The sequence below is a fragment of the Paenibacillus allorhizosphaerae genome, from assembly GCF_042659105.1.
Lineage (GTDB): Bacteria > Bacillota > Bacilli > Paenibacillales > NBRC-103111 > Paenibacillus_G > Paenibacillus_G allorhizosphaerae.
This window is the reverse complement of sequence record NZ_JBHSRV010000013.1, coordinates 27,471-53,678: the sequence shown is the minus strand read 5'-3', so window position 1 is coordinate 53,678 and position 26,208 is coordinate 27,471. Positions and strand designations below refer to the sequence as shown.

General features: G+C 44.6%; 23 protein-coding genes and 1 pseudogene. 23 read left to right on the top strand and 1 reads right to left on the bottom strand.

What is annotated here, in order from left to right; all coding sequences use genetic code 11:
- Positions 1-72 precede the first annotated feature (72 nt).
- The 15 genes and pseudogenes from ACFQI7_RS30185 (at position 73) to ACFQI7_RS30115 (ending at position 16,621) form a co-directional block, all read left to right on the top strand.
- Positions 73-435, top strand: coding sequence for a hypothetical protein (locus ACFQI7_RS30185; RefSeq protein ID WP_218098940.1), 363 nt, complete (start codon positions 73-75; stop codon positions 433-435).
- Positions 432-1,064, top strand: a complete 633-nt coding sequence (locus tag ACFQI7_RS30180; protein WP_377518101.1) for a GGDEF domain-containing protein — start codon at positions 432-434, stop codon at positions 1,062-1,064. The genes ACFQI7_RS30185 and ACFQI7_RS30180 overlap by 4 nt, the downstream gene beginning before the upstream one ends.
- A 237-nt stretch (positions 1,065-1,301) precedes the next feature.
- Positions 1,302-2,162 carry a phosphotransferase family protein gene (locus tag ACFQI7_RS30175; RefSeq protein ID WP_218098937.1) on the top strand — a complete coding sequence of 287 codons (861 nt, stop codon included), beginning with the start codon at positions 1,302-1,304 and terminating at the stop codon, positions 2,160-2,162.
- A gap of 1,139 nt (positions 2,163-3,301) precedes the next feature.
- Complete coding sequence (locus ACFQI7_RS30170; protein WP_218098936.1) at positions 3,302-4,966, top strand: ABC-ATPase domain-containing protein; 1,665 nt, start codon at positions 3,302-3,304, stop codon at positions 4,964-4,966.
- A gap of 598 nt (positions 4,967-5,564) precedes the next feature.
- Positions 5,565-5,986 (top strand): annotated as a pseudogene (locus ACFQI7_RS30165) (DoxX family protein).
- A gap of 81 nt (positions 5,987-6,067) precedes the next feature.
- Positions 6,068-6,397 carry an ArsR/SmtB family transcription factor gene (locus ACFQI7_RS30160; RefSeq protein ID WP_218098935.1) on the top strand — a complete coding sequence of 110 codons (330 nt, stop codon included), beginning with the start codon at positions 6,068-6,070 and terminating at the stop codon, positions 6,395-6,397.
- Positions 6,394-6,813 (top strand): SRPBCC family protein, encoded by a 420-nt coding sequence (locus ACFQI7_RS30155; RefSeq protein ID WP_218098934.1) that lies wholly within the window; start codon positions 6,394-6,396, stop codon positions 6,811-6,813. Before ACFQI7_RS30160 ends, ACFQI7_RS30155 begins: the two co-directional genes overlap by 4 nt.
- A 284-nt stretch (positions 6,814-7,097) precedes the next feature.
- Positions 7,098-7,691 (top strand): YdeI/OmpD-associated family protein, encoded by a 594-nt coding sequence (locus ACFQI7_RS30150; protein WP_218098933.1) that lies wholly within the window; start codon positions 7,098-7,100, stop codon positions 7,689-7,691.
- A gap of 260 nt (positions 7,692-7,951) precedes the next feature.
- Entirely contained in the window at positions 7,952-10,555 is a 2,604-nt protein-coding gene (gene ppsA, locus ACFQI7_RS30145; RefSeq protein ID WP_218098932.1) for a phosphoenolpyruvate synthase, read from the top strand.
- Positions 10,556-11,020: 465 nt separating this feature from the next.
- Complete coding sequence (locus ACFQI7_RS30140) at positions 11,021-11,350, top strand: PadR family transcriptional regulator (protein ID WP_329958224.1); 330 nt, start codon at positions 11,021-11,023, stop codon at positions 11,348-11,350.
- Positions 11,347-11,694 carry a DUF1048 domain-containing protein gene (locus ACFQI7_RS30135; RefSeq protein WP_218098931.1) on the top strand — a complete coding sequence of 116 codons (348 nt, stop codon included), beginning with the start codon at positions 11,347-11,349 and terminating at the stop codon, positions 11,692-11,694. Before ACFQI7_RS30140 ends, ACFQI7_RS30135 begins: the two co-directional genes overlap by 4 nt.
- Before the next feature lie 12 nt (positions 11,695-11,706).
- The gene (locus tag ACFQI7_RS30130; protein WP_218098930.1) at positions 11,707-12,057 is read left to right on the top strand and encodes a DUF1048 domain-containing protein; all 351 of its coding nucleotides are present in this window, start codon (positions 11,707-11,709) and stop codon (positions 12,055-12,057) included.
- Between the two features lie 15 nt (positions 12,058-12,072).
- Complete coding sequence (locus ACFQI7_RS30125) at positions 12,073-12,831, top strand: ABC transporter ATP-binding protein (protein ID WP_218098929.1); 759 nt, start codon at positions 12,073-12,075, stop codon at positions 12,829-12,831.
- Positions 12,832-13,599 carry an ABC transporter permease gene (locus tag ACFQI7_RS30120; RefSeq protein WP_218098928.1) on the top strand — a complete coding sequence of 256 codons (768 nt, stop codon included), beginning with the start codon at positions 12,832-12,834 and terminating at the stop codon, positions 13,597-13,599. It abuts the gene before it with no gap.
- Between the two features lie 418 nt (positions 13,600-14,017).
- Positions 14,018-16,621: a right-handed parallel beta-helix repeat-containing protein gene (locus ACFQI7_RS30115; protein WP_218098927.1), complete on the top strand. Its 2,604-nt coding sequence runs from the start codon at positions 14,018-14,020 to the stop codon at positions 16,619-16,621.
- Between the two features lie 207 nt (positions 16,622-16,828).
- On the opposite strand, the gene ACFQI7_RS30110 is transcribed toward ACFQI7_RS30115, so the two are convergent.
- Positions 16,829-17,794 (bottom strand): helix-turn-helix transcriptional regulator, encoded by a 966-nt coding sequence (locus ACFQI7_RS30110; protein ID WP_218098926.1) that lies wholly within the window; start codon positions 17,792-17,794, stop codon positions 16,829-16,831.
- A 97-nt stretch (positions 17,795-17,891) separates the two neighbouring features.
- Between ACFQI7_RS30110 and ACFQI7_RS30105 the strand changes: the two genes are divergently transcribed.
- From ACFQI7_RS30105 to ACFQI7_RS30070, 8 genes are all read left to right on the top strand, one after another.
- The gene (locus ACFQI7_RS30105) at positions 17,892-18,371 is read left to right on the top strand and encodes a GyrI-like domain-containing protein (protein WP_218098925.1); all 480 of its coding nucleotides are present in this window, start codon (positions 17,892-17,894) and stop codon (positions 18,369-18,371) included.
- 23 nt (positions 18,372-18,394) lie between these two features.
- Positions 18,395-18,817 (top strand): DoxX family protein, encoded by a 423-nt coding sequence (locus ACFQI7_RS30100; protein WP_218098924.1) that lies wholly within the window; start codon positions 18,395-18,397, stop codon positions 18,815-18,817.
- A 205-nt stretch (positions 18,818-19,022) separates the two neighbouring features.
- Positions 19,023-19,502, top strand: coding sequence for a GyrI-like domain-containing protein (locus ACFQI7_RS30095; RefSeq protein ID WP_218099036.1), 480 nt, complete (start codon positions 19,023-19,025; stop codon positions 19,500-19,502).
- Positions 19,503-19,526: 24 nt separating this feature from the next.
- A complete protein-coding gene (locus tag ACFQI7_RS30090) occupies positions 19,527-19,994 on the top strand; it encodes a phage tail protein (RefSeq protein ID WP_218098923.1) in 468 nt (155 codons plus the stop codon).
- Positions 19,995-20,910: 916 nt separating this feature from the next.
- Complete coding sequence (locus ACFQI7_RS30085) at positions 20,911-21,216, top strand: Dabb family protein (protein ID WP_218098922.1); 306 nt, start codon at positions 20,911-20,913, stop codon at positions 21,214-21,216.
- Between the two features lie 512 nt (positions 21,217-21,728).
- On the top strand, positions 21,729-23,531 hold the full coding sequence (locus tag ACFQI7_RS30080; RefSeq protein WP_218098921.1) for a sensor histidine kinase: 1,803 nt from the start codon (positions 21,729-21,731) through the stop codon (positions 23,529-23,531).
- On the top strand, positions 23,518-25,071 hold the full coding sequence (locus ACFQI7_RS30075; protein WP_230414931.1) for a response regulator transcription factor: 1,554 nt from the start codon (positions 23,518-23,520) through the stop codon (positions 25,069-25,071). The genes ACFQI7_RS30080 and ACFQI7_RS30075 overlap by 14 nt, the downstream gene beginning before the upstream one ends.
- 251 nt (positions 25,072-25,322) lie before the next feature.
- Complete coding sequence (locus ACFQI7_RS30070; RefSeq protein ID WP_218098919.1) at positions 25,323-26,207, top strand: carbohydrate ABC transporter permease; 885 nt, start codon at positions 25,323-25,325, stop codon at positions 26,205-26,207.
- Position 26,208: the final 1 nt, after the last annotated feature.

Below are 26,208 nucleotides of genomic sequence, written 5' to 3'. Positions count from 1 at the left end.
AACCACGGAGGAAAAATGTAGATTCGTGTCGAGTAGGTGTATGCTTACATAAATATGCCTAAGGGGATCTGCGTGGATCATTTAAACAATTATGGATTAAATATTCATATTCATCGGTGGAACCGGAAAATCATGAACTCATGCTGGCTCACATTATTTCTGTCCATGATGATCGAGATTTTGCTAACCTTTGTTACCACTACAAATCCTGTAAAACATATGGTAGGCAGCATCATCGTTCCTTCCGCTTTGATGTTTGCCGTAATGATCGTAGCCGAGTCGGCCGTCCGTTTGTTTGTGAAAGTACACGATTTTATTAATATCATTACAGCACTGGCCTTGGCTTCGATATTAATATGGGTGCACGTTTCCGTCCCTCCCATTCACGGTATGCTGTTTCTTCCTTTTATAATCAGCATGTTCTACTTTTCATGATTGTTAGCGGTTATTTTATTGCAATCGGAATTGTTTCTCGGGGGACTGAACTTATTGAAGATTTAAAAGACATTTCGAAATCGAAACAAGATTTGCTTATCAAAAACCTTTTGATGGACATGCTCAGCAAGACGGACGCGTTGACAGAATGCTTTAATCATAAAGCTTTTCACGGATATTTGGACGAGTTGATCGAGAGAAGCGAAAAGAACCGGTTTTCATTGTGTCTTGCGATCATTGATATCGATGATTTCAAACAAGTTAACGACTCCTACGGACATTGGGTCGGAGACCTTGTTTTGAAAAGCGTGGCCCAAACGATTAAGGAGACGGTCGGACCGGATGATGTTGTATCTCGCTATGGCGGAGAAGAGTTTACATTGATTTTTCTAGACAAAACAATAGAAGACGCTTACCGGATAACGGAGAAGATCCGTTCACAAGTTGAAAAGCTCATACATCCCGAACTGCGCACCGAAACCGTTACCGTCAGCATAGGACTAAATATGTTTCGAAGCGGTCAAGGAAAAGAAAAGCTGTTTAAAGGAGCGGACGACGCGCTCTACATTTCCAAACGAATGGGCAAAAACAAAGTGACGATCTATGCCGATAAAGAAGATCATCATTGAACATGAACGAGGGCATCGTTAAAATAACATCATTAAATAGTTACGAGCAGGTGTCGCGGCACCTGCTCGAATTTCGTTTACCGGCATTTTCATTATGCCCAGGAACTAATGCTGCCCAAGAACATACAGCCGCACTAGGAAACTGTTTCTCAATGTTCGTTCTGTTAGAAAGTCGATGTGTTTAATAACTTGTGTTAAAATATGGAACTATATCAGTCTAATGTCGGGGGACTCAAAATGAATGAGAAGTTGCTTGAACTAAAGCTGGAATTTGTGAAAGCCGAAATGGGAGAATTACCTTATCAAACATTTGAGTTCATCACCACAGGTTGTGAGAAAGATGTTTTAGTCTTGGACAAAAAAACAGTTATTTCATTCTATCGTAATGGGCTTCAGTTAGATCCTTATGGTATAAGACAGGAGCTGATTCGCAGATTAGGGAACACAGAGGCAGCCTTGCCAGAATGTTTATATATTTCTCCAACCAAGGATTTCGTGGTAGAAACATATGTGCCTGGATATCGAATTTCACCTGAGTATGTAAAGGAACATCTGGAAAATGCAAAACATATAGGAAGATCAATAGGAAGGTTTTTAAGACAACTCCATATGAAATCAAAACAAGGCTTGGACTTGAAAACCGGTTTTGCGCAGGATGTTCGAAACGACATGGAAGAAGGGATTAAGCTTCTGGAGACTAAACTTTCCGAATCGGAAATGAGTCAAGTTATGAATTTCCTGAATTTGTATTATAAAATTTCCGCATCGATTCAGACATGTGTTGTGCATGGAGATTTTCATTATGATAACATTTTTTGGGATGAGAAGAACGGTCGCCTTGGGGTTATAGATTTCAATGAAGCCGGAATCGAAGATCCGGCCCTGGACTTCATGTATATGTGTTATTATCCCGAAGAATTCCGTCATGCGGTGTTCGAAGAGTATGATTCAAAAGAAAGCAATTTATATGAAAGAAGCCAACTATATGATAGGATTTATGGATTGTATGATATGGTTGAAACTATCCAAAATAATCCTCGGAAACCTGATTTTCAAAAAGGGTATAAAAGATTTTTTGAAAAGAGAACTGTCATGTAAAGTACTGTTACTAGACACGATGGAGCTGCCGACCGCGCAGCTTCTTTTACATGTTCATAAAAATAGGAGATTTGAACATCTGTACTGCTTGGCGTTAAGCTAACTGGCAGTAATGCGATTGAGGTGAGCTAAATGTGGCAAATTGGAGTGAGCATAGTTTTTTTTATTGAATACTGGTACCTACTTGCTTCTGTTGCGGCGTTCATAATTTTTGTGCTCATGTTTAATATCATGAGAAGAAAAAAGCGATTAAAAATACATCAAGAGTTCTTGAAAAAAGGAAAGCTAACGGCGGCAATCTGTATGTATCCTTACAGCGTTTTTACTACGTTACGGGTACGTTAGTTCAATAAAACAGCGACAGTCTAATACTTTATTTTCTGCTGACATATCGGCCTCTTTTCTCCACGTTCTTAGTATAACTTATTTATCGTGTCCTGTGTTTTCATTCTATGGGGGCATCTTTTACCTATTTCAGGGTTTGAGTTAATTATAATTAATCTTTCCCTATATTGAGGATGATCTTAATGTTATGATTGTGTTGCTATAAAAATATATCGTAACGAGGTGAGGACAATGAAAACAAAAAAATATACGTCTTATCCTCATGTTGCTTTTTAGTTATTTTTTTTACGAATACATTAGGCTCTGAGGGTAGGATTCACTCTCAGGGCTTTTATATTTAGGCAGAAGGAACGTTTAAGCTTTCTTGCCGGTCTATGACAGCCACTTACGGAGTGGCTGTTATTTTTTTTAGGACAAAAGGTTGGTCAAGGCAACAATAGTGGTTTTATTTTGAAATTGGTTAGGATTTAATCGGTTGTCTTACAAGTTGATCTGAACTCTATTAGGGGGAAATGTATTGAACTTGAATTACTTAGGATGGAATTCATTTTTCGCGGAAAAATTTCAAACAGTGCCGGTTTATGTTTGAGCAGGCTCATACCTGGAGATTAGGGGCCGATCCGTTTCGTCGTTACCTTGTTCCAAAGGATAAGGGACCCCCTTCTTGAGATAACGTTTCAACTTCGGCATCGTTTCCCGTTATTCACCGCTTTCCAAATATGAAAGGATGATGCTTTATTAAAAGACTCGCTCAATATTTTCGCTCATTACAATCCGGACAGTCATCTTACAGTTTGATTTATGAAGGTTCATACTATGATCAAGGGGGGACGATAAGTGACCCAACCTATTGGAATAATGATGTTGCCTATTACATTGAACGGACACATAAACTCACACTGGATAAACCATGTATCACCATAAAAATACCTTTTGACCGTCTCGGCTTAGATGAAAATATGGATCAAGTTGTTCTCTCAGATTTTGCATTAAGAGAATGGGTTGATCATATTGAGGCATTAAATAAATTGATTTATAACCGGTCACGTTCTGATAAAGAAAATGGTGCTTTTTATTGTTTTCGTCCAACCAATGTGGTGTTGCAACGTAATGCATCCTTTGTCGAAGTCATCTCGGAAAAATGGTATCTATGCTTAATGATTACCGTTCAACTTCCATTTAAGAATAATGATAAAGCTATGCGCATGCTCTGCAAAATGCTTCCAAAAGAAGTGGAGGAGTTAATTGCCAATTTTGATCTCATCAAATTAAATGCTGCCTATGAATTGGTAAAAAAACAAAATATGATTCGCGAATGGCTGAAATCCAGTGATTATTGTGCGTTTATTGCGAATGGCAGCATTTTGCCAAGAAATAAAGACAACAGCGGGCCGCTGGAGGGTGCCTTGCCTTTTACATCCCCGGAAGATGTTGAAGTTGAAATTTGTGGTTTGCGAGGAATGGGAATAAAACATGGTGTGACGGTCATCACCGGCGGTGGTTATTCGGGTAAAAGCACATTGCTGGATGCACTAAATTCGGCGATTTACAATCACATCATAGGTGACGGACGAGAATTTGTGATTACAGATCAAAGTGCAATGGAAATATCTGCAGAGGAAGGCCGTTCCATAAAAAATATCAATATTACGCCTTTCATAAAATGGATACCCAATAGTTCGGCTGAACAGTTTTCGACTGACTACGCCTCAGGTTCCACATCTCAAGCCGCAAATATTATGGAGGCAATCAACTTCGGGTGTAAGCTTCTTCTTATTGATGAAGACAGAAGTGCGACGAATTTTATGATTCAAGACATCAAAATGCGTTCATTAATTAAGCATGAACCCATTACACCTTTTACGGAACGTGTCAGGGAGCTTTATGAGGCTGCTCACGTATCTTCCGTTCTTGTTATTGGAGGTAGCGGTGAATTTTTATCCGTTGCCGATCAAATCATCCTGATGGACAAGTTTGTGCCAAAAAACGTAACCCAGGAAGCAAAAAAATTATGTGAACACGACAAACCACGCGAACGTATCCCCCTTACAAAATGGGAGATAGAAAGAAAAATAACCACCGATCATTTTTCGAGCTATCCACAGGGCAGTGGTACAGAAAAGCTGATGGTTTCAACCATGGGATACATGATGATAGGTGATGAACAAATTGATATCAGAGGGCTTTACAATATCACATCACACGCCCAGCTTGCAGCTATTGCCTTTTTAATTCGAAAAATCGCTATAAGTAATCAGGATCGCCTCATCTTTCTTCACGAAAAGATCAAAAAAGCTCTCGAAGATATGGAGAGAGAAGGAGTGGATATTGTATTTTCTTCCTTTTTTCCTGGTTTCGAAAGATGGCTTGAATTACCAAGAATTAATGAAGTATTATCTGTCATAAACCGAATGAAACATTTGAATTTTATTCAGCCTGAGCCCTCTGAATACCACTAATTACGACATAAATATACGTTTATCCAATTAGGAGACGGATTGAAGTGGAGGGATGGCTGTATCTGTGCTAACCTAAACAAAGGCCCCGCTCGATATTGAGCAGGGCCTTGTCCGTGATAAAGAAGGAAATCAAGAAAATATGGATTAGTCTTCCATATAATGATATGAATTAATGATTTGCACGAAGAACCGCCTATTGTGTCGACAGACAGATTTTTCCTCCGCTGAGCCGCCTGTGTGACAAACTGCCTACGATGGATCCAGGATGTCAATACGATGAGCGAAGGAAATAGACAACCCTACATCAGTTTGTTAACGGACACAATAGTTCAGCGATCCAGGAGCAGTTTGCCGCCGCGGCAGCTGCTCCTTCTGTCGTTAAGCTAAATGGCAGGATAATGACAATCATATTATAGAAAATCATGGTTAATACATTTGGCATTATCTGGGGGGAATCATTGTGGGTTGTTGACACGACACCAAATGGTGTCCTATAATCAAAATGTCACTAAATGGTGTCTGATTAGTGGTTAATCATTTGGAAAGTTTGGAGCAAGAATATAGATCACTTGAATCAACAATTATGAGGAGGAACAAAATGAGTACGATCATTGGTACGGAAACAACCGCGAAAGTATATACTCGGCCTCGAGAAAAATTGATTGCTTATTGGACAGTCACTTTACTACTCGCAGCAGCTGTTATGTTAAGTGGTATCGGACAACTGATGCAATATGGGGGAAACGCCGAGTTAGTGAAGAATCTTGTTTATCCATTATACATCTTGACCATTCTCGGGATTTGGAAAGTGCTTGGAGTCATCACTCTCGTCGTACCAGGTTTCCCCAGGATTAAAGAATGGGTTCACGCTGGCATCTTCTTTTTAATGACAGGCGCAGCTTTATCTCATACGTTTGCTAAAGATTATGGTGATTACGGGTTTATATTATCCTTCCGCTTTCATATGCTGCACTCAATATCGCCTCGTGGGCGCTGCGTCCGAAGGGCCGCAAACTTTAAGGAGGTGGTGAAAACAAAGGCTGACCCTTCGTACCACCAATAAATTTCTACTACAGAAAATAATATATTGGAGACGGTATTGTGAGCGAAAACAACCGGTTGCGGGATGTGTTTGACGCGATTGCAGATCCAACTAGGCGCCGACTGATTCGTCTGCTAGCAGAGGCAGAGGAGATACCGCTTCATGAATTAACGGCACAGTTTCCAATGGGCCGTACAGCGGTATCCAAGCATTTGACAATCCTTAAAGAGGCGGGACTGGTACTTGACCGAAAAGTCGGCAGAGAAACGCGATTTAGGCTAAACGCCGCTCCACTCAGAGAAATTCAAGATTGGGTGGCTTTCTACAGCAAGTTTTGGAGTACGAATATGTTGCGCTTGAAACAACTATTGGAGGAGGAAGAAGAATGAGTTTAACGTTATCTATGGATTTTCAGTTCACGACATCGATCGAGAAGCTTTGGTCCGCCTTAACCGATTCAAGCAAGCTTGCCAAATGGGTGGCTAACATCCAAACCGGTCAGGCGATGGATAATGATTTTAAGCCCCTCGTAGGACACCGTTTTCAGTTTCGCACTCAGCCGACCGAATATTGGAATGGGATTATTGAAGGCGAAGTGCTTATCGTGGAGGAGCCTAACCGGTTGTCCTACACTTGGGCCAGCGGAGAGAAGCACACGGTCACCTGGACGCTGCAGGATTTAGGGGATGGAAAGGTTAACCTTCATCTCGAACAAACCGGAATTTCAAACGCTCAAGCACTGGGTGGAGCTAAGTATGGCTGGAGTAAATGGTGCAGCGAGCTTGAAAAGGTGTTGGAACAGTAACCGCATTCGGTACAAAAACATCACCTTCTAATTTTACAGTGCGTTAACGTATAAGATAAAAGCAAACGGCTCGGTATTGGACTTAGCCGTTTGCTCTTTTGTACAAGCTTTGATACGATCGAGAAGTTTGGTTCGCTTAACCGAATAAACAACCTTACCAAGTGGTCAATGGAAATAAATGATTCAAGGTTAAGAAATTCAAGTAAAGCCACAAAGTTACAGAAAGAATTTGAGAATGATCATTCTTGGCTGTCAGTCGAAAAATTGAAGAGGGGTGTACCTTGATGTCAATAGGTGAAAGGAATCCTAAGATTGACCCATTTTTTAGCAAGGTTAAAAAGTGGAAGGAAGAATTTGAGATGTTGAGAAATATCGTTCTTGACTGTGAGTTAACCGAAGAATTTAAGTGGATGCATCCTTGTTACACGTTTGAGAATAAAAACATCGTTTTAATACATGGATTTAAAGAATACTGCGCGCTTCTGTTTCACAAAGGCGCCTTGTTAAAAGACCCCCATGGGATCCTCGTCCAACAAACGGAGAATGTACAGGCGGCGCGCCAGATTCGGTTCACCGACGTTCAACAAATAGATGAGATGCAGCTTATTTTGAAAGCTTATATTGATGAAGCCATTGAAGTTGAAAAAGCCGGTTTGGAAGTGAACTATAAAAAGAATACGGAATACGTCATTCCTGAAGAATTACAAAATAAATTCGTTGAAATCCCTGACTTGAAAACTGCTTTTGAAGCATTGACGCCGGGACGGCAAAGAGCGTACATTCTTCATTTTTCTCAACCTAAACAATCCAAAACTCGAGAATCAAGGGTTGAAAAATATTTGCCGCATATTCTCAATGGAAAGGGATTAGATGATTAGGCTTGTCAATGACAGCAGTAGCGGAATCGGCTTGAACTAAGTTTTTTGATGTGACTAATGGTAGTGGAAAATCAAAAAAAGAACCTGGGTAGTTTATCAGGTTCTTTTATATTGCATATAAACAGACACGATGATATAATCAGACTACGACTTTGCGATTTATAACGTCAAAGTTATCGTATCTTACATTTTAAGTGTACCATGCCGGTAAACTCTTGTCAAATGTTTTTTCTTAATTTAATGGTTAGGAGAGATGTTGAATGAGTTCTTTGGTTCTCGGTTTTCAGGAAATGGAGAAAACGCAGCTATTGCTCGTTGGCGGAAAAGGGTTACATTTAGGGGAATTATCAAAAATTCAAGGAATACAAGTACCAGAAGGATTTTGTGTTACAACAGTGGGATATCAAAAAGCCATCGAACAAAACGAAACGTATCATGCTTTGCTCAATCGACTAACCATGCTAAAAGCAGAAGATCGAGATCAAATTGGTGAAATCAGCAGGATGATCAGGCAAATTATTATGGAAGCAGAAATTCCTTCCGATGTGGTGAAAGCAGTTGCTCACTATCTCTCCCGGTTTGGCGAGGAACATGCTTATGCAGTGCGTTCTAGTGCGACTGCTGAAGATTTACCACATGCCTCTTTTGCCGGTCAACAAGATACCTATTTAAATATCATCGGCAAAGAAGCGATCTTGCAGCACATCAGCAAATGTTGGGCTTCCCTATTTACGGATCGCGCGGTCATCTACCGTATGCAAAATGGATTTGACCACAGTCAAGTTTATTTATCCGTTATCGTTCAAAGGATGGTTTTTCCACAGGCTTCAGGGATTTTATTTACCGCTGACCCAATTACTTCCAACCGAAAGTTGCTATCCATCGATGCCAGTTTTGGACTTGGTGAGCTACTTGTCTCCGGCTTGGTATCAGCCGATTGTTATAAAGTTCGCGATGGGCAAATCGTCGATAAGAGGATAGCAACCAAAAAATTGGCTATCTATGGACGAAAAGAAGGCGGAACAGAGATACAACAGATCGATCCTGATCAGCAAAAGACTCAAACACTTACTGAAGAACAAATTTTGCAATTAGCACGTATCGGAAGACAGATCGAAGTTTATTTTGGTTACCCACAAGATATCGAATGGTGTTTGGCCCAAGATACATTTTATATTGTCCAGAGTCGTCCAATCACGACTTTATACCCCGTCCCTGAAGCAAATGATCAAGAAAATCACGTTTATGTATCTGTCGGTCATCAACAAATGATGACCGACCCCATAAAACCATTAGGATTGTCTTTTTACCTGTTAATTACTCCTGCACCCATGCGTAAAGCAGGTGGAAGGTTATTTGTTGATGTTGCACAAATGCTGGCTTCACCTGTCAGCAGAGAAACTTTATTAAATACCATGGGACAACACGATCCGCTCATGAAAGACGCACTTATGACCATAATCGAGCGAGGAGATTTTATTAAATCAATACCGGATGATGGAAAAGCGCCGAATCCCAGCAGAAGCAATTCAGTTACACCGGCACCAATCGAAAACGATCCGACAATCGTTTCTGAATTGATTGAGCGTAGTCAAACATCGATAGAAGAGTTAAAACAAAACATTCAAACGAAATCAGGATCGGATTTGTTCGATTTTATCCTGGAAGATATTGGGCAGCGATTAAAGAAAATCTTATTTGACCCACAAAGTTCGGCGGTGTTTATGGCTGCTATGAATGCTTCATCATGGATCAATGAAAAAATGAACGAGTGGTTAGGTGAAAAAAACGCAGCAGACACGCTTTCCCAATCTGTACCAAACAATATTACTTCGGAAATGGGTCTGGCGCTAATGGATGTCGCAGATGTGGTTCGTCCTTATCCGGAAGTAATTGAATATTTACAACATGTAAAAGATGACAACTTTTTGGATGAACTGGTTAAGTTTGATGGTGGAAAGGAAACCCAAGACGCTATCTATGCTTATCTCAACAAATACGGAATGCGATGTGCCGGAGAAATCGATATTACTAGAACTCGTTGGAGTGAAAAACCAATTACACTTGTCCCATTGATTCTGGGTAACATCAAAAGCTTTGAGCCTAATGCCGGCAAACGGAAATTTGAGCAAGGGCGACAGGAAGCTTTGGAAAAAGAACATGAGTTATTAGATCGATTGATGCAATTACCTGATGGTGAACAAAAAGCCAAAGAAACAAAACGAATGATCAGCTTAGTCCGGAATTTCATCGGTTATCGTGAATATCCAAAATACGGCATGATTCATCGTTACTTCGTTTATAAGCAGGCTTTACTGAAAGAAGCCGAACAACTCGTAAAGGCCAACGTTATTCATGAAAAAGAAGATATATACTATCTCACTTTTGAAGAACTTCACGAAGTCGTACGCACAAACAAACTTGATTATCAGATCATCAGCAAACGAAAAGACGATTACAACTTTTTTAAAAAACTAACTCCTCCACGTGTAATCACGTCTGATGGTGAAATCATTGCAGGTGAGTACAAACGAGAAAATCTGCCAGCCAAAGCGATTGTAGGTCTACCTGTTTCTTCCGGAGTTATAGAAGGTCGAGCACGTGTCATCTTAAACATGGAAGATGCTGATCTGGAAGATGGAGATATATTAGTCACCTCCTTTACTGACCCTGGCTGGACACCATTGTTTGTATCCATTAAAGGTCTAGTCACCGAAGTTGGCGGACTGATGACCCATGGAGCGGTTATCGCGCGTGAATATGGCTTACCAGCAGTTGTCGGAGTGGAGAATGCTACCAAACTGATAAAAGACGGGCAACGAATTCGCGTGCACGGAACAGAAGGGTTTATTGAAATATTGTAATGGCTGAATACGTCACAATCTGTCATGGATAAAAGGACGGTTACCCTGTTCATTCTTTTATCTGCTTTTTGAGCAGAGATAAGGATACTTGGTGGAATGATAAGGAGAGGCGAGACTGATAGCAATTGCACAGATGGATGGCCACTTTGCTGCCACTTTCGGGATCATACATTTCCCATTTTCGTATATTCATTGATTCTTTGAGCTTGTTCCTCAAGAGATAAGGCTTCAATGTGTGTAGTAATCCATAATGATTGAAGTAACGAATACGATAGCGCAATAAAGCGCTCCTACGACGAGGCTGCCGCGATGATTCGGCAGCCTCGTTACGCTAAATGGCAGGATAGTGTAAATGTAAAATCCGTGTCAGAGCATATGCTATTGACAGACCAACTACTACGTGTTACTCTATAGCAGTAGTAAGTAACACTTGATACCAGTCATACAGAATAGCAAGGGGTGATTATGCTGGAAAACCTAACGGAAATGCTCAAAGGCGTGCTTGAGGGCTGTGTCCTTGAAATTATAAGCCGCAAAGAAACCTACGGCTACGATATCACGCGTCGACTAAACGCCCTCGGCTTCTCAGATGTTGTAGAGGGAACGGTGTACACCATCCTGATCCGGCTTGAAAAAAACAAGTTGGTAGAGATCACCAAGAAGCCCTCCGACATGGGACCGCCGCGGAAGTTTTTCGCGATCAACGACGCGGGCCGCGAGGAGCTTCGGAGGTTCTGGAAAAAATGGGAGTTCATCTCATCGAAAATGCACGAGTTAAAGGAGAGAGAACTATGAATTTTTGGGAAAAGATCACCGGCAGCGACATGACTAAAGAAATGAAAGCTTTTGAATCACGAGTCAAAAAGCTGCCAGCCGATTATCAAGCGGCATGGAAAGAAATAAATGTAAATATTTGGACGTATTCCGATTTCACCGGGCGTAACCTTATGCCCATTCTTGACGGTGTGCTAGGACTGCTGGAAGAATCGGCTGCGGACGGTCAGAGTGTCCAAGAGGTTTTGGGTGACGATATCAAAGGGTTCTGTTCAGCCCTTGCCGGCGAAGAAGGGGCTAAATCTGTTCGCGACAAGTGGCGCGAGCAACTCAACAATAATATCGCTAAAAAATTAGGTAAATAGGAGGAGGATACAATGAAAATACGAGATATCATCGAAGGCAAAAAAGAGTGGCGAGCGCACGTGGCGCGTGTCAAAGCGCTCCCGCAGGATTATCAGATTGTTTATAAAGAGATTCAAAAATATCTTTTTAAGGTCGGCCCTGTTGAGCTAACCGACGGGACGGGTTTGCTCTCGGGAATTGTCGATCTTTTTGAAGAGGGCGCGGCCTTGGGGAAAGGCGTGCTCGAAGTGACGGGCCGTGACGTAGCGGCTTTCTGCGATGATCTAATCAAAGATTCAAAAACGTACGCTGACATCTATCAAGAATCTGCTGGCCAAGAAGTTTACAAGGCCATGAAAAAGGTTACGGATAAAGAAAAGTAAAAGGGGGATGTCGGGATGGAAAAAGCAATTGAAGTGAAAGGTCTGCGAAAATCTTTCAAGGACACAGAAGTCCTAAAGGGCGTCGATTTTGAAGTGAAGCGAGGTGAGATTTACGCCTTGCTTGGCTCCAACGGCGCGGGCAAGACGACGATTGTCAGAATCCTCACCACGCTGCTCAAACAGGACGGAGGCACCGCCGTCGTAAACGGATTTGACGTCGCGTCAAGACCCGAGAATGTGCGGCGTGCGATCAGTCTGACCGGGCAATTTGCGGCGGTGGATGAGGTTTTGACCGGGCGGGAAAATCTGATCATGATTGCCAAGCTGCGGCATCTGGATCACCCGCGGCAAGTTGCGGACGATTTGCTGAAACGTTTCGGCTTAACTGACGCGGCCGACCGTAAGCCATCTACTTATTCGGGTGGTATGCGCCGCAGGCTCGACATCGCCTTGAGCCTTGTGGGCAAACCGCAGATCATTTTCCTCGACGAGCCAACCACAGGGCTTGACCCAGAGGCACGCATTGAGACTTGGAAGATTGTAAAGGAGCTTGCCGACGGCGGCACGACGGTATTCCTGACCACGCAGTATTTAGAGGAAGCCGAGCAGCTTGCCGACCGAATTGCCATTCTGCACGAAGGCATGATTATCGCCGGCGGTACGCTCGCGGAGCTGAAAAAGCTGTTCCCGAAAGCGAAGGTAGAGTATGTTGAAAAACAGCCGACATTGGAGGAAATATTTCTCGCAATCATCGGTAAAAAGGAGGCCATGTAAATGGAGGCAAAAAATCATTTTTTCAGCGACATGAGCGTAATGCTTGGACGTTCCTTGCGCCATATTTTCCGCAGTATGGACACCATCTTCACCGTCTGCATCACTCCGATTGCAATGATGCTGCTGTTCGTTTATGTGTTTGGCGGCGCAATCGAAACCGGTACGGATAATTATGTGAACTTCCTGTTACCTGGTATACTGCTTATGGCGATTGCCAGCGGGGTGGCCTACGTAGCATACCGCCTGTTTTTGGATAAACAACGGGGCATCATTGAGCGGTTCCACTCCATGCCGATTGCGCGTTCCACTGTGCTGTGGGGGCACGTGCTGACCTCGGTGGTATCCAACATCGTTTCTATTGTCGTCATCATTCTCGTAGCGCTCATTATGGGCTTTCGCTCGTCGGCAGGGGTACTGTCTTGGTTTGCCGTAGCAGGTATACTCGTGCTGTTTACGCTGGCTTTGACTTGGGTCGCGGCCATTGCCGGACTATCCGCAAAAACGGTGGAAGGGGCAAGCGCCTTTTCCTATCCGTTGATCTTCCTGCCATTCATCAGTTCTGCCTTTGTGCCTACCGAAACGATGCCGTCAGTCGTACGCGCCTTTGCCGAAAACCAGCCGGTGACGTCTATCGTAGAGACCATCCGTGCACTATTATCAAGTCAACCGGTAGGCAATGATATCTGGGTCGCTTTAGCGTGGTGCTTAGGGATAATGATCGTCGCATATCTATTTGCGGTGCGCGCATACAAACGGAATGCAGCTTAGCGAAGTGATGTTCTATTACTCCTTTTATATCGAAATAAGGGGCATTAAAGATAACCAGGGGGAGCAGACTGCGGGTGGTCTGTTCTCTTTTTTATTGAAGTAGGCGTCAAATCGTGGATGCCGTTAGGCTGACGGAGAACGATAGCGTGGCGATGGATAATACCAGAATGCCAGCGATGGATCGGCATGAACTAAATAACGATCGAAGCGATTGCAAATGAACTATAAGCGAACACGAATCCCATCATATTCCCCCTCCAATGAAAGATAGTATTTCATTTGGAGGATTTTTTATGCAAATTTATAGGCTTGCTAACGTCCCTATGGGGCAATACATTCAGATGTCCGAATGATACAACTAAATTTTCATAGTTCGGGAGGCCGAAATGTCAGCCCAATGAATGGGTCTTTATAACCATTGACGAATTATGTCAAAGAAAGGCACTATGAAGGAAAATATCACCAGGAAAGGGTAGAGTGCCAAATGCGAGCAATTCGCCATCGTCATAGCACTATTTTCATTTTCGTGCTGATGACACTTCTTATCGCCGGAACCATTACGCCGTCCCTCGACAATTACGCCTATGCAGATGTTTCCTGGCCCACTTCTCCGCCAGCGGCTGTATGTAGCGATACGAGATTATTAAGCGGTCCAAGCATCGCTCCCGATGGAGCCGTGACGGTGCCGGCAGGGGATAACAGCAGCTTCGATTTCAATCGGCCAGGAGCTACGTTTTGGTTTGAGTCGGGAACACACACGCTTGCAAATGATATGTATGGCCAGATTAATGCAAAGGCGGGTACGACCTATATTGGAGCTCCGGGCGCGATTCTCGATGGACGGAATATCAATTTGTATGCATTCACGGGCAACGAGCCGAACGTAACCATCCAGTATCTCACCATCAAAAACTTTGGCCGAGGCAATGACAACAATAACGAAGGCGTCGTCAATCACGATGCCGGTACCGGTTGGATCATTCAATACAATACGATTTCCGATAATGACGGAGCAGGTGTATTTCTAAGCACGGATAATGTTGTCCGTTACAATTGCCTGAAGGATAACGGTCAGTATGGCTTTAGCATGTTTAAACCTCCGATTGAAGGTGATTCGGCCATTAAAAATATCTTGCTCGACCATAACGAAATTGCCGGCAACAATACCGACAACTGGGAGGCTCAGATTCCCGGCTGCGGCTGTACAGGGGGCGGCAAATTTTGGGATGTGAAAGGCGCGAAGGTAACCAACAACTACATTCACGATAATAAAGGACCCGGCCTGTGGGCAGATACGAATAACATCGATTTCCTGATTGAAGGCAATTGGATTGACCATAACGACGGTGAAGGCATCTGGTATGAAATTAGTTACAACGCTACGATCCGAAACAACACGATCAGCCGCAATGCATGGGCAAGCGGTAATAGCAATCAAGGATCGCCCGGCCCAGCCATTTACCTTTCCGAATCGGGCGGTGATTCCCGTCTTGCTTCGACTGTAAGCGGCGCGCCAAAGATCCGAATCTACAACAATTCGTTCGTCAATAATTTCTCGGGCGTTTCTATCTACGAAAATGCAAACCGATTCTGTAATTCAAACGGCAATACAAGCAAGGGGTACTGTACGCCATTCGTGGTTCCAACGCTGATTCCCGACTCCCAACACAACTATGATTACCCGAATCCGATTAGCGCTGCACATCCTTGCTATACCGATATTGCCAACGAACCATACAAAACCGACTGCCGCTGGCATGCCAACAATATTGAAGTAAATAACAATGAATTTCACTTTGATAAGAATGTTGTACCTTGCGCGGGTACTTATTGCGGTGTTCAGGCTTTGCTTGCTACAGGTGCCGATAATATATCCTGGTCACCCTATACCGTTGCCGGTATTCAAAATGACGTGATGTTCAAGAACAATAACAGCTTCCATGATAATCAATACTTTGGCAGCTGGCGCTTCGCTAAGGGATACGGAGAGGCTGTGTCGTTTAACACTTGGAGATCTGCACCATTCAGCCAAGATGCAAACAGCACGTTCGCCGGTGATCCTGACTATGGCGGTTCAAGTGGCGGCACGCCGCCGCCTGCAACTGCTGCAAATGATCTGGACGCAGATACGGCTGCTCTTGAGAGTTCTATCGGCAAGTGGCAAAACTGGTATTCTGAAACAATCTCGCAGACTACACGAGAGGCGCATAGCGGAACGCACAGTCTTCGTGTCGATATTATCGCCCCATGGGGCTGGGGAGTGCAGCTTGCTAATTGGCCCGGTTTTTCCACGACAGCAGGTGTGAAGAAACTTAGCTTCTGGGGAAAGCTTGGTTCGGGGGCAAACATACAACCCAGGATGGTTGTAAAATGGCTGGATAGTAACAAGAAGGTTCTGCAAACGAACGAAGTGAAATCACCTGCTCTGACGACCGCGTGGCAACAAGTGTCTGCATTGGTTGATGCACCTGAAGGAGCATCAACCGTGCTCGTTTCACTTATCGGAGTGGGAGATCCGGGAGATTATCTTTACCTGGATGACATGGTGGTAGGCGATGCACCGAATGCGCTTGATGCCGGCACAGCTGGCGGTGAAACCTCGTCTGGTCAGTGGCAATCCTGGTATTCAGCTACTGTTACGGCATCGACATACGAAGCGCATCGTGGGAGTGGCAGCCTTCGAGTAGACGTAACGGATCCATGGGGTTGGGGCGTACAAGCCGCAAATTGGCCAGGGTTTACGGCAAGTGCCGGCCATAAGCGGGTGAGTTATTGGGCCAAGCAAGGTACCGGTTCAATTTCTGGGGTGACGCTCAGGGTTAAATGGTTTGATAGAAGCCAGACTCTACTGCAAACCGATCTTATACCGCTGAGTGGTTTATCGACCAACTGGCTGCAGGCTACCGCTAAGTTAGTCGCTCCGGAAGGGACAGCAAATGTCTATGTCGAGTTATACAGTCCGATGGGCAACCCGGGTGATAGTCTTTATCTGGACGAGATCATTATTGCCGACGGCAATTAATTCGGGCATCACCAGAAATGAAGGGCGTCCAGTAGGGCGCCCTAATTATTTCGCTTTTAGAGTGATATGCCGAACCGTACCATAAATAGGGCGAATATTATGATCGGTAGTGCTGCAGTCAACATCGAGTACCGATCCAGCAGCGGAATATCGGAGCGGAATATTCAGCCGATCGGCCTGTATGCCAGTTCAGGTAGTTATGGTCAATTACTTGTTCCCTAAAACACCCACTCTTTCCTGTAATCCTTCTCCAACTTCTTTCGGTATTTCCCTGACCTTGATATCTCCACCTAAGAAAAGTAGCCAATTTGTTATTTCGGCCAATTCATCCGGATGATGAACATTGATGAAAGTCTTTAAAATAGCCGTAGTTTGATAAGGATTCGTGTATGAAATTGTAATTTTTAATGGATGGTACTTTTTGAACTGAGCAATCGCCTTGGGACCAAGTTCGAGGACTAGGTTGATGGCTTCTTCCTGTTTGCTTAGTTGTTCTACAATCTTCTTCTTGCTTATTCTTTTTTTCTCGGGGTATGGTTTGATATCGGTGATATTGTCGACAGGAATAATCAGCCTCTTTTCCTCCTCTAGGTCGAAGCCTTCAATTTGCCAAGAGCTTTTTTCACGATATAGGTGCATGAGATAGATGGGACATGACTTTATTTCCCTTCCTTTTTCAACTGAAACCACTAAGTAGCTGTCCATAAGAAGGAGTTGGATGAGTTGTTCTAACATAGGATGGGGCAGATCTGATAGATCAAGCAGGTCAGGATTGTGGGGGTTGGTACCTTCGAAGAGCAAGATTTGATTTAACAGAACAAGATCATCTTGCTGGTTTTCAGAGATGAGGCCGAGCAATTTTTCCGCTAAAGATTGGCGACTCTTGAGATAAGGGAGTTGTAGATTTCGTGTGGCCATGAAGGCGATAAAAAGAGCTTTAATCTCATTATCGGTAAAGCGGACAGTGGGCAGGACGGAGTTGTGCATCACAAAATAACCCCCGTCCCTCCCGACTTCGGCGACTAGAGGCATTCCCATCGCTTCAATTTCCCTGATATCTCTAATCGCCGTCGAACGGGAGATGTTAAACTCATGCATGATTTCCGAAATGGTAAAATGGGCGCGGTTATTGATGTACCGCATGATGATGTTAATCCGTTCTACTTTTTTCATAAGGCCCTCTAAACAGTATCATATTTTGACATGATTTATAGTTATTATAAACCCATCAAGTGAAAAAACAAATGACTTAAAAAAAGGAGCTGGGATGATGGCAACGTATACCCTTGAGGAAAAAGACAGCTTTATCGTTCTAGGTATTGGAACGGAACTGAAGAGCGATTACACGGACTATGCCGGCATGAACAAGGAGAAGGAAAACTTTTGGCGGACAGTGGAGCAGGATGGAAGGCTTGACGCTTTAAAGGCTGTCGCTGCGAACGACTACATCTTTGCTGTGAACGAAGCGGTAAACCGCAAGAGGATGTATTATGCCGGCGTCATGACAGAAGCATCGGTACCGGAAGAACACAGAGTGATCCAATTCCCTAAGGGACAATACCTCGTCATTAAAGGCGAAGGGAAGACGGCTGATGAGTTGAGTAGTATGCTTACCGGCATTGCCTTTGGTCAAGTCTTGCCGGAAGCCGATAACTTCGCCTATGTCGGCGGGCCCAATGCAACGGTTGAGATGGGGCAGCGAGACGGCCTTGTATATGGGGAAATGTGGATTCCGGTTGTGAAGAAGTAAATGAGATCAAAGGAGGAATGGGAATGAGTACGGTTATCGGTAATGAAAATATCGCGAAGGTAGAATCCCGCCCCATTGGAAGGATGGCCGCTTATTGGACCGTCACAATATTTCTCGCATTCTCTATTGCATTAAGCGGTATCGGGCAATTGATGCGATATGGTGGTAATGTCGATTTAGTGACCGATATTGGTTTCCCGTTATATATCACGAACATTCTCGGAGCTTGGAAATTGCTTGGAGTCATTGCGATCGTAATGCCAGGTTTCCCCCGGCTCAAGGAATGGGCTTATAGCGGTATCTTTTTTCTAATGACGGGTGCGGCCTTATCTCATGCGTTCGCTAATGATTACGGCGATTATGGATTCCATATTATTCTTCCGCTTTTCTATGCCGCGCTTGGCATCGCCTCCTGGGCGCTGCGTCCGCAAAGCCGCAGACTCTAATGAGGAGTGAAATTAACGCCAGCCCATTCGTGACTACGATAGACTTCTACTACCTAAAGCACTAATATTAGGTAGGGAGCGCTGTGGGAGAGAACAATCGGTTGACCTCTAAACTGTATCATATTTTGACATGATTTATGGTTATTATAAACCCATCAAGTGAATAAACAAATCAATTGATCAATTCAAAAAAGGAGCTGGAATGATGGCAACGTATACCTTTGAGGAAAAAGACAGCTTTATCGTTCTTGGTATTGGAACGGAGCTGAAGAGCGATTACACGGATTATGCCGGCATGAACAAGGAGAAGGAAAACTTTTGGCGGGCAGTGGAGCAGGATGGAAGGCTTGACACGTTAAAGGTTATTGCTGCGAACGACTATATTTTTGCCGTAAACGAAGCGATAAATCACAAGATGATGTATTATGCTGGCGTCATGACAGATTCATCGATACCGGAAGAACACAGAGTGATCCAATTCCCTAAGGGACAATACCTCGTCGTTAAAGGTGAAGGGAAGTCGGCTGATGAGTTGAGTAGTATGCTTACTGGCATTGCCTTTGGTCAAGTCTTGCCGGCAGCCGATAATTATGCCTATGTTGGCGGGCCCAATGCAACGGTTGAGATGGGGCAGCGAGACGGCTTCGTATATGGTGAAATGTGGATTCCGGTTGTGAAGAAGTAAACGAGATCAGCAGGAGGAATGAGGATGTCCCCTATCGTTGATTTTAAAAATGTGTCTACGGTTGGTCTGGAGTCTTCACCAGTAGCAGAAGCGCTAGCTGGCATGCGTGCGAATGAAGCCCGTTACTTCATGAACAAATACAAGCACGAATTTACGGCCGTACCAGCCAGCGAAAGCCAGGAGACGCTTGATTATGTGAAACGAGTTTTGAAAGAAGAACGTGGTATTGAGTTTGCGGCCCAACCTCTAGAAACATCGCGTTTTCAAGTAGAAAATATCAAATGGGCCTTCGTCTTTTATGAGGATGGTCTAGCGGTTAACGTCATGTATACGGTGGATGATCCTAAGAAGCGGGCCGTTGGATTTAAGCTATCTGAGGGGATGGAAGTACCTAAGGAGTTGGAAGAGAAGAAGTTCAAATTTGCAAGACAGAAGTCCAAACTGGCTGGGACAATTCGAGGTTCTTTCTTCGTCATTAAAGAAGAATATTGAAGCAATCAACGCCCCTTAGAATGGATCGGCTTACCTAGAGGGTTAGTCCAATATCTATTCTAAGGGGTGCAATTATTTACTCAATATCATCTGATGTACGGTTACGGGTATTATACTGGATCAATGTCGAGACAAAGAATTACATTGCAGCAAACACAAGAAAGAATGGGCCATCTGCTGAAGGATGGTCCTTAAACTTGCCGTTACAGGCGGCGCGGAGAACCGTATCGAGGGTACAGGCAAGAAGTTGCATAGGGAACAACGGTTCAATATTTTAAAGAAATACATTGTTGAATAAAACTTAAGTAAGGCACCCGTTTGGGTGTCTTTATTTTGCGATAAAATTCGCCGATCTACGAGAAAAACAAATTACATGACGAGGATACCGCGTAAACGATCGTTAGCCTCGCTTCGCTAACGGCAAGATAATTTAAGATCATTTGCGGTGAACCTTTTCATAAGTGAAGGCAAGTTTTTTAGGGAAAAACTCTCAAGAGCCTTCAAAAGCGCGTTGACTGGCATCGGGTTGGGATGGGCCGCACTTGGCGAAACAGGTAGAATAGTGAGTACCCGATCGCAAATAACGGCAAGGAAAAGAGCAATCGAAAAGAAGCCGCAGGTCGCTTAAGAGTGATAAGAGAGATGAAGGCAAGTTAAGAGGGTGAAGGACGCAAAACAAAATACAAAAGATTACGCCCAACCTGTGGTTCGACTCGCAAGCGGAAGAGGCGGCCATTTTTACACCTCCATATTCAATAATTCCAAAAAAAATCGGAAGAATCACACGTTATGGCAAAGAAATGAAAATGTCGAAGTAAAGGCCAACGATGAACAATAGCTTTGGCATCGCCGCGACATCGGGTATAATAGTAATGGATTGAAACGATATTCCAATTGATTCCGGGAGGTGTGTACGATGACCAAGCCTGTTAAGCATATGGTCGTATTTACGTTGAAATACGAACTCGATACGGCTGAGACCAGGGCGTTTCTGGATAAAAGCGCGGAGATTTTGTCCGCTATACCGCAGGTGCAACAGTTCGAAGTGTTTCGCCAAGTGAGCGTGAAAACCGATTACCATTTCGGATTTTCGATGGTGTTCGCCGACAGGGGGGCTTATCTAGCGTACAACGAGCATCCTGCCCATATGGATTACGTGAAGCAGGTATGGGAGAAAGAAGTGCTACATTTCCAGGAGATCGATTTTGAGGCTTTGGATTGATCGGGGAGCGATGAAGCTTGAACGAAAGGCTGCTAGCCAGCATCGTCATCCTCCGGGCCGAGACGCGCCGGCCGCACTTAAGTTCATTTGTGGCCGCCCTCTTGTGTGCTTGGCAGCGCATTCGACTAGGGAGTGAAAGTCTCCCGTTCACTGTGAGGTGCATAACCCTGACGACTGGCGGAACCGGATGACCCTGCAAGAGAAGGGGATGTCTAATGCTTTAATATACTATTGCACAAAAAAACACGTATTTTATACATATGTCTAGAAAATACTACGGAATGGACACTCTCGTTGAACAATTTCTAAACAAAAATTGACTGGTATATTCAGAAGCATATCATCTTCGCCGTCATCTTCTGCGGCAGGAATCTGCTACATCTCCGCGTGTTGCATCGATCGGGACTTTTCCACTCGGAAGCTTAACGGTCTTTTTTTGTTTTGCATTGAACTATGTTAGAGTAAGTATCAATTGAAACGTATATGTGCAGTAAAAGAGGTGGCGGCAAGGATTGAAGGCATTTCAGCGAAAATGGCAATCCTATTTCGGCTTTGTCAGTCTACGAACCAAACTGATTACAGCGTTTATTCTGTTTATTCTGGTGCCGATTACCGGGGTTGGCATCTACGTCTACCAGAGCTTTGAGCAGGAGATGACTTCGCAAATCGCCAAAATGACGTCCGATCGGCTGCAGCAGGTTAACCGGAACATCGAACGCCGCTTGAATGAGCTCTCCAACATCTCCCGGGCGATTGTGCTGGACGAACGGCTGAGGGAAATGCTCGTTTCGCCGCCGGCAACGGACAAAGCAAAGCTGGGGTTGTCCCACTTCATGGATAAGAAATATTTGGAGGTTACGACCTCGATCGCATCGGACTCCGTCTACTTGACCCTGATGGATAATTCGGGCAGTTTATATACGAATTGGAGCAGCTTTGTCACGACGAAAGAGGCGATCCGGCAGGCGCCTTGGTATGCCAAAACGGTCGAAAAGAACGGCTTCATGGTTTGGACGCTGCAGCAGGATAACTTTGTCTCCCCGTCAAGCGCCAAGCTGATGACGTTATCCATGCTTGTCAAGGCAGATAATCTCATCGACAATCTTGGAATGCTCGCAATCAGTGAGCCGGTTACGCCATATTTGGACATATTGAATCCCGATGCGGCCTATTCGTCGAGTCTGGGGTTTATTGTTGATCGGGACGGGGCCATATTAAGCGATGACGCTGCCCAATCGGAGAATATATACAAATCGATTCAGCCGCTTCTTGACAGCAACGGAGACACATTTCAGACACGTATCGGCGATACTAAGTTTATCGTAGGGAGTTACGTAGTTCCGGTCACGGGCTGGCGTGTCGTGCAGGTTGTTCCTTACCGGGATATGTTAAAAACAGTTCTTCATAACCGAAATATCGCGATTGTGATTCTCATTGTCTGCTTAGCGCTGTTCGCAGGCTTGATTATCGGCCTGACCTCCATGCTGATCAAACCGCTAAGCGAGCTTAGAAGGGTCATGAAGAAGGTCGAAAGCGGCGCACTCGACGTCGTCTATACGGTTAAGACGCGCGATGAAATCGGATTTTTGGGGCAAAGCTTCAACAGTATGCTGTCCGATTTGCGGGGCCGGATTCAGAATGAAATTATTTTGGAGAAAAAGAAGGAACAAGCAAAACTGGAGGCGCTGCAGGCGCAAATTACCCCGCATTTTCTGTACAATACGATGAACACCATCAAATGGATGTCCCTCATGTCCGGGAACAAACAGATTACGGAGATGCTGATGGCGCTCGGTCATTTGCTGAATACGAGCATTCACCGGGGACAAGAGGTTATCCCGCTGCGCGACGAGATGGAGAATGTGCAGTATTTCCTTACGATTCAAAAATACAGATTCGGCGACACGATTCAAGTTCATTACGACATTGACAAGAGCTGCCTGGACGCGCTCGTGCCCAAATTATCGCTGCAGCCGCTTGTGGAAAACGTATATCAGCATGGGCTATTTATGGAAAAAAGCGGAGAAATGCATATCCGCGCTTATCGTAAGGAAGGTCTGCTTCTACTGATCGTTGAGGATACCGGCAGCGGGCTGACCGAAGAGCGGCTGGAGGAACTGCAAGCGCAGTTAGCGCAGGAACAAATCGGTCCCAGCATCGGCCTTGCCAATGTGAATAAGCGAATCAAGCTGATGTATGAGGGGCCTTATGGACTGAAGATCGAAAGAGACTCGAAAGAGCAGCTGACCCGCGTCACGATTACGCTGCCATACCGCGAGAAGGGGGGCCATGAAGGTGAAGATGGTCGTAATTGATGATGAAGTTCTTGTGCGCAAGGGCGTCATCTCCAGTGTAGACTGGGAAAGCCACGAAATTGAAATTGCCGGCGAAGCGGCGGATGGCCGAAGCGGTCTGGAGCTAATCCGCACCGTACAGCCGGAGTTGGTTTTGACAGATATTCGGATGCCTCATATGGACGGCTTGCAAATGATGAAAGAAGTGCGAGAACAATTTCCGCATATTCGGTTTGTCATTCTGAGCGTACTGGAGGATTTCCCAACCGTTCGAGAAGCGTTGAAGCTGGGTGCCGTGGACTATATGAATAAATTTCGCATGGATCCAGACGAGCTGCTCCAATCGGTGCTCAAAATCAAAGAGGCACTCGTACCGAAGGAATCCGCCATGACGGCCGAAAAAGCCGATGCGGAATCGCCGTGGAAGGTGATGCGGGAAGATTGGCTTGATTGGCTGCAGGGGACGCCGAATGACGTGTATGATGGAGCGATAAAATCCGGGAGCAGGTATGCCGTCGTTGTACTGGAAGGAAACCAAGGTCATGCAGGGACAAGCATCAAGTACAACGAGCTGCATGTACAGCTGGAAGCGTTCAAAGAACAGGTCGAAGCTATCGATTGTATGTTTATATATGAAAGCTCCTCCGGATGGACTCTTTTCTTTCGCATGCCGAAAGATGCTTCTTCGGATTTTGAAATCACTTGCGTGCTTCTCGAACGCATGACGGCCATGCGGCATGCATGCGGCGACACCTTTAGCTGCGGTGTCAGCCAGGCTTTTCATCTAGCGGGAGAACGGATGGAAGCGTACCGAGAGGCGCAAGCTGCGCTCCGACTCGTATTTTACCGAGGCTATGGCGTGTATGCGTATGATTCGGAACAATCCGCATTTTCCGATCGGCACTCGCAGTTTATGGAAATGGGAGATTTCAAAAAGTATTTGATTTGTTTGGAAGGGCATGACGATGAAGCGGCCGAGAAAGCGTTTCAGACGCTTTTTCCTGCAACCGTAACAGAGGATGTAAATGTCACCGAAGTCGTTGATGCGGTTCACGCATGGGTATCGTCTGTCATTCTGCTCCTCAAGGATTGGGGCGGACAAGTTCCGGCCAGCATGCTGTCGGAATCCATGTTTGAGCATGTGAACACCCGCGGAACCTACCTCGAGCTTCGCACTTGGTGCTACCATCTGCATCAGCTCGCTAGGGAAATGCTGGTTGTGTTTAAAAAAAACGCTTATCATCGGCCCGAAGTACAGCGGGCCATCGATTATATCAAAATGCATTATGCCGAACAGATTCGGGTACAGGACGTAGCGCATGTTGTCAACCTCAGCGAGAACTATTTCAGCAATCTGTTTACAAAGGAAGTCGGCAAAACATTCTCCCAATATATTCAGGAAATTCGCGTTGAGAAGGCGAAAGAGCTGCTCCGCGGCAGAAAATTGGATTGGTTTGAAGTAGGGGAGCGTGTCGGCATGGACAATCCAAAGTACTTCTCCAAAATTTTCAAAAAATACACAGGCTGCACACCGATTCAATACACGGCTTCCCGCAAATAATTTCACTTATGGAACATGTAAAAATCACTTGAACTGCTGTGAAGAGTTCTATGTGATTTTTTTGTTTTCGTAGAATCGTGTCTTGGCTTCAAAGATTTGTATCCGTTTACAAATGAGATGATTTGAAAACGGTTAACTTTCCAATTTTCGTATCCTTTTTTCGTGTGATTGTTGGTTTAACCCATCCGCCCCATGGTTTACGATAATAGGCGTCAAGACCACAGCACGAGTAAGCAGAAAGGGGGCAATTTATGAACGCGTACAAAAAGGAAGCGTTTACAGGATGGCTGTTTATTATGCCAGCAATCATCGGATTCGGGCTATTGACAGTGATTCCGATTATATTTTCCTTAGTCATCTCCTTTACGGACTGGAACTTTATGGAGGGACTCAAAGGCATCCGGTTTACCGGCTTTCATAATTATACACAGATGTGGTCTGATCAATGGTTTACGGACAGTCTTAAAAACAATTTAATTTTTGCCGTAACGACCGTTCCGTTAATTATGATATTTTCACTGCTGACCGCCGTAGGGCTGAATCATGGCGCATTCTTCAAAACGCCGCTGCGTATGATTATTTTCATGCCGTATGTCTCGAGTATTGTTGCCGTGTCGCTGGTATGGGCGCTCTTGTACTCTCCAAGTCAAGGGCCGATTAACCAAGCACTCCGTAGATTCGGCATCGAACATCCGCCCGGCTGGCTCTCCGATCCGAAATGGGCTTTGGCCGCGATTATCATCATGAGCGTATGGGCGGCAATCGGCTATAACATGGTCATTTATTTGGCCGGACTGCAAAGCATTCCGAAAGATTTGTATGAGGCGTCCAGCATTGACGGAGCCGGTAAAGTCAGACAATTTTTTAGTGTGACGATCCCGCTTTTGTCGCCGACAACGTTTTTTGTCCTGATTACTTGCATCATTCATTCCTTCCAGGTATTTGCCGCCATCTTCATGATGACGCAGGGGGGACCGGGTACTTCCACTTCCGTATTAACTTTTTATATTTACCAGACCGGCTTTAGCTTTTACAAAATGGGTTATGCGTCCGCGATGGCTTGGATCTTGACGCTGATTATTTTCCTGGTCACGATCGTACAGTGGATTGGGCAAAAACGTTGGGTGAATTACTAGA

What these genes read in the sequence shown, in the direction of transcription:
- ACFQI7_RS30100 (WP_218098924.1), top strand. Translation starts at nt 18,395, where the DNA reads ATGAGTACGGTTATCGGTAATGAAAATATCGCGAAGGTAGAATCCCGC.
- ACFQI7_RS30120 (WP_218098928.1), top strand. Translation starts at nt 12,832, where the DNA reads ATGGAGGCAAAAAATCATTTTTTCAGCGACATGAGCGTAATGCTTGGA.
- ACFQI7_RS30150 (WP_218098933.1), top strand. Translation starts at nt 7,098, where the DNA reads ATGTCAATAGGTGAAAGGAATCCTAAGATTGACCCATTTTTTAGCAAG.
- ACFQI7_RS30070 (WP_218098919.1), top strand. Translation starts at nt 25,323, where the DNA reads ATGAACGCGTACAAAAAGGAAGCGTTTACAGGATGGCTGTTTATTATG.
- ACFQI7_RS30175 (WP_218098937.1), top strand. Translation starts at nt 1,302, where the DNA reads ATGAATGAGAAGTTGCTTGAACTAAAGCTGGAATTTGTGAAAGCCGAA.
- ACFQI7_RS30075 (WP_230414931.1), top strand. Translation starts at nt 23,518, where the DNA reads ATGGTCGTAATTGATGATGAAGTTCTTGTGCGCAAGGGCGTCATCTCC.
- ACFQI7_RS30125 (WP_218098929.1), top strand. Translation starts at nt 12,073, where the DNA reads ATGGAAAAAGCAATTGAAGTGAAAGGTCTGCGAAAATCTTTCAAGGAC.
- ACFQI7_RS30110 (WP_218098926.1), bottom strand. Translation starts at nt 17,794, where the DNA reads ATGAAAAAAGTAGAACGGATTAACATCATCATGCGGTACATCAATAAC.
- ACFQI7_RS30180 (WP_377518101.1), top strand. Translation starts at nt 432, where the DNA reads ATGATTGTTAGCGGTTATTTTATTGCAATCGGAATTGTTTCTCGGGGG.
- ACFQI7_RS30095 (WP_218099036.1), top strand. Translation starts at nt 19,023, where the DNA reads ATGGCAACGTATACCTTTGAGGAAAAAGACAGCTTTATCGTTCTTGGT.
- ACFQI7_RS30085 (WP_218098922.1), top strand. Translation starts at nt 20,911, where the DNA reads ATGACCAAGCCTGTTAAGCATATGGTCGTATTTACGTTGAAATACGAA.
- ACFQI7_RS30135 (WP_218098931.1), top strand. Translation starts at nt 11,347, where the DNA reads ATGAATTTTTGGGAAAAGATCACCGGCAGCGACATGACTAAAGAAATG.
- ACFQI7_RS30090 (WP_218098923.1), top strand. Translation starts at nt 19,527, where the DNA reads ATGTCCCCTATCGTTGATTTTAAAAATGTGTCTACGGTTGGTCTGGAG.
- ACFQI7_RS30140 (WP_329958224.1), top strand. Translation starts at nt 11,021, where the DNA reads ATGCTGGAAAACCTAACGGAAATGCTCAAAGGCGTGCTTGAGGGCTGT.
- ACFQI7_RS30105 (WP_218098925.1), top strand. Translation starts at nt 17,892, where the DNA reads ATGGCAACGTATACCCTTGAGGAAAAAGACAGCTTTATCGTTCTAGGT.
- ACFQI7_RS30130 (WP_218098930.1), top strand. Translation starts at nt 11,707, where the DNA reads ATGAAAATACGAGATATCATCGAAGGCAAAAAAGAGTGGCGAGCGCAC.
- ACFQI7_RS30155 (WP_218098934.1), top strand. Translation starts at nt 6,394, where the DNA reads ATGAGTTTAACGTTATCTATGGATTTTCAGTTCACGACATCGATCGAG.
- ppsA (WP_218098932.1), top strand. Translation starts at nt 7,952, where the DNA reads ATGAGTTCTTTGGTTCTCGGTTTTCAGGAAATGGAGAAAACGCAGCTA.